Source organism: Gemmatimonas sp., assembly GCF_036405635.1.
Taxonomy (GTDB): domain Bacteria; phylum Gemmatimonadota; class Gemmatimonadetes; order Gemmatimonadales; family Gemmatimonadaceae; genus Gemmatimonas.
The window spans coordinates 1-2656 of record NZ_DASWXE010000069.1 but is presented as its reverse complement, the minus strand read 5'-3'; the positions used below and the strand labels follow the sequence as shown (position 1 = coordinate 2656).

General features: G+C 63.5%; 2 protein-coding genes. One reads left to right on the top strand and one right to left on the bottom strand.

Features of this window, described 5'->3' with window-relative positions:
• A partial coding sequence (locus VGE27_RS04945) for a hypothetical protein (protein ID WP_331048526.1) occupies nucleotides 1–864 on the bottom strand: 864 nt, incomplete at its 3' end.
• A gap of 104 nt (nucleotides 865–968) precedes the next feature.
• Between VGE27_RS04945 and VGE27_RS04940 the strand changes: the two genes are divergently transcribed.
• Entirely contained in the window at nucleotides 969–2492 is a 1524-nt protein-coding gene (locus VGE27_RS04940; RefSeq protein ID WP_331048525.1) for a fumarate hydratase, read from the top strand.
• The last annotated feature ends 164 nt before the right edge of the window (nucleotides 2493–2656 follow it).

The window sequence follows — 2656 nt, the reverse complement described above, 5'->3', positions numbered from 1 at the left end:
AGCACGGTGCCGCACGGGCATGTATCCGCGCACGCTGCGCAGATACGCTCCAGCGGGGTGATCTGCATGGTGCACGCCGAGCATGGCGTCAAACAGCTGCAGCAACGCACTCTGTCCGGCACTGCCGCCGATGTAGCGGCGCGGCTCGTCGGAGACACCTTCGTACACCACACCGGGCTGCGGCCAGCTGCTCACAAAGGGGCGGACCCGCAGATAGTACGTGGACGGGTCACACCAGGTGCGCACGTGTTCCATGGCCCGATGCACCTGTGGCATCGCGCCAGCAAAGGTCGCAAGCGTCGTGGCCAGCTCGTCATCACTGCCCTCGACGGCTCGCGCCACCGCCTCAACCGACACCGGGATGAGCGGCGCACCAGCCAGTTCCACACCCATCGAGGCAATAAAGAACCAGTCCTCGTCCACGCCGCCAAGGAAACGGATCTGCGTCCGGGCATTGTCCACCGAGACGGGCTGTGTCTTGTCGACCAGCCGCCAATTGATCAGGGTGGTGGTGGCGTAGTGGGCGATGGGCGGCCGATCCATCCGCGTCGCGAGGGCGCAGAGCGGGACGGCCACAGAGCGGGGGATGCGCAGCTCTGGAGTGTCTCCGCCCCAGACATGCGCATTGGCGAAGTGGGTGAGCAACAGCAACGCTCGCGACTGATCGGCTTCCGATGTCAGCCCGTCGACGTCGAGGACGGGGAGCGCCGCCAGTACCGATCGCACGCGCCGCGACCGGATGAGGGCGCTCAAGTCGGGGACCACGGCATCCCATGCTGCGTAGAGGCTGGGCAACGCATCGGGAAGCGATTCCCGCGCCACGAATCCCGTGACCGGATCCACCTGATAGTCGGAGAGCTCCATCCGAATGATTGTAGGGCGCCAGATGCGGCGATGACATTCGGTCTTTTTTCGGAATCGAACCCGAAAGGTTCACTCCGCCCGTATTCCCCTGTTTCTTTAGAGTCATGACCACCATCACCCAAGCCGACTTCATTCAGTCGATCGCGGACGCACTCCAGCACATCTCGTATTACCACCCGCTGGACTACATCGACGCACTCGGTGACGCCTACAAGAAGGAACAGTCACCGGCGGCGAAGGACGCGATTGCACAGATCCTCACGAATTCGCGCATGTGTGCCGAAGGACATCGCCCCATCTGCCAGGACACGGGCAGCGTGGTGGTGTTTCTCAAGATCGGCATGAACGTGCGTTGGGACGCAACCCTGTCCATTCAGGACATGGTCAACGAGGGCGTGCGGCGCGCCTATCAGCTTCCCGACAACATCCTGCGTGCTTCCATCGTGGCCGACCCGGCGTTCTCGCGTAAGAACACGCGCGACAACACGCCGGCCGTCGTGCACATGGAGCTCGTGCCTGGTGACACGGTCGACGTGAAGCTCGGCGCCAAGGGCGGCGGCTCGGAGAACAAGTCCAAGTTCGCGATGCTCAATCCGAGCGACAACATCGTGGACTGGGTGCTCAAGACGGTGCCGCTGATGGGCGCCGGCTGGTGCCCGCCGGGCATGCTCGGCATTGGCATCGGTGGGTCAGCCGAGAAGGCGATGCTCATGGCGAAGGAGTCGCTCATGGAGCACATCGACATGGCACAGCTCAAGGAACGCGGTCCGCAGAACAAGATCGAGGAAATGCGTATCGAGCTGTGCGACAAGATCAATGCGCTGGGCATTGGTGCACAGGGCCTGGGCGGCCTGTCCACGGTGCTCGACGTGAAGATCTGGGACTATCCCACGCATGCGGCGTCGAAGCCGATCGCGATGATCCCGAACTGCGCCGCAACGCGTCACGCGCACTTCGTGCTCGATGGCAGTGGTGTGGCGGAGCTGCCGGTGCCGAAGCTTTCCGACTGGCCGGACGTCACCTGGCGTCCTGACAGGAACGCCAAGCGCGTGGACCTGGACACGCTCACGCCGGAAGTGGTGCGCTCGTGGAAGGCCGGTGATCGTCTGTTGCTCAACGGCAAGATGCTCACGGGCCGCGACGCGGCGCACAAGCGTATCGCCGATCTCTATGCGAGCGGTGAAGGTTTGCCGGAGGGTGTCGACTTCACGAATCGCGTGATCTACTACGTGGGCCCGGTGGATCCGGTGCGTGATGAGGCGGTGGGCCCAGCGGGTCCGACGACGGCCACGCGCATGGACAAGTTCACCGAGATGATGCTGGCCAAGACGGGGCTCATCGCGATGATCGGCAAGGCCGAACGCGGTGCGGCGGGCCTCGAGGCGATTCGCAAGCACAAGGCGGCCTACCTCATGGCCGTGGGTGGCGCGGCGTACCTCGTATCGAAGGCGATTCGTTCCTCTCGCGTGGTGGCATTCGCCGACCTCGGCATGGAGGCCATCTACGAGTTTGACGTGGAAGACATGCCGGTGACCGTGGCCGTTGATGCCGGCGGCGACAACGTGCACGAGACCGGCCCGGCCGAGTGGCAGGACAAGATCCGCAAGGGACTGCCGGTCGTTTCCTGACCTCCGGCATTTCGGTGAGAGAACGGCACGGTGCGACATCGCATCGTGCCGTTCTTCGTTCTTGCGGAGAGATCCGGAGAGAACAGACAACAGCTTTGCCGCGGATTGCACGGATGGGGCGGAAACCACACGGATCAAAACAAAAGGAGAATCTGAATCCGTGT